The following is a 514-nucleotide window of genomic DNA, read 5'->3' as shown; positions in this document are numbered from 1 at the left end:
GGACCCACGTCCCGACACGATCGTCGAGGACCTCTTGCCGTGGACGCCCGAGACGACGGCGGAGTACTCACGATTGCGGATGGTCCGCATGGCTTCCTTCTTGGCCTCGCCCCGCAACCGGTCGACGTACAGCATGCCGTTCAAGTGGTCGGTTTCGTGCTGCAGGCACCGTGCCAACAGGCCGTGCCCTTCGACGGTCACGGGGGCGCCGTCGACGTCGTACCCGTGCACGGTCGCGTGCTCGGCCCGCGGCGTGGGGTGGCCCATGCCGGGCACCGACAGGCACCCCTCGGATCCGTCCTGAGGCTGCGTACCGACGTTGATCTCCGGGTTGATCACGTGCCCGGAACAGCCCTCGACGTCGTACACGAAGATCCGCAGACCGACGCCGATCTGCGGCGCCGCCAGCCCAACGCCTTCGACGTCATGCATGGTCTCGAACATGTCGTCGACCAGTTTGCGGAGCTCTGGGCGGTCGGGGGTGTCGGAGTGGGGGGGGGGGGGCGGCCCGGGA

1 protein-coding gene is annotated in these 514 nt (G+C 68.7%); it reads right to left on the bottom strand.

Annotated features, from left to right (window positions below):
* Positions 1–514: peptide deformylase (def, locus tag GTW58_RS14055; protein WP_168023658.1), on the bottom strand; the 514-nt coding region annotated here is incomplete at both ends.

The organism is Kocuria subflava, from assembly GCF_012163155.1.
GTDB classification, from domain to species: Bacteria; Actinomycetota; Actinomycetes; order Actinomycetales; family Micrococcaceae; genus Kocuria; species Kocuria subflava.
Note: the sequence above shows the minus strand (reverse complement) of the source record. Positions and strands in the feature narration are given on the sequence as shown.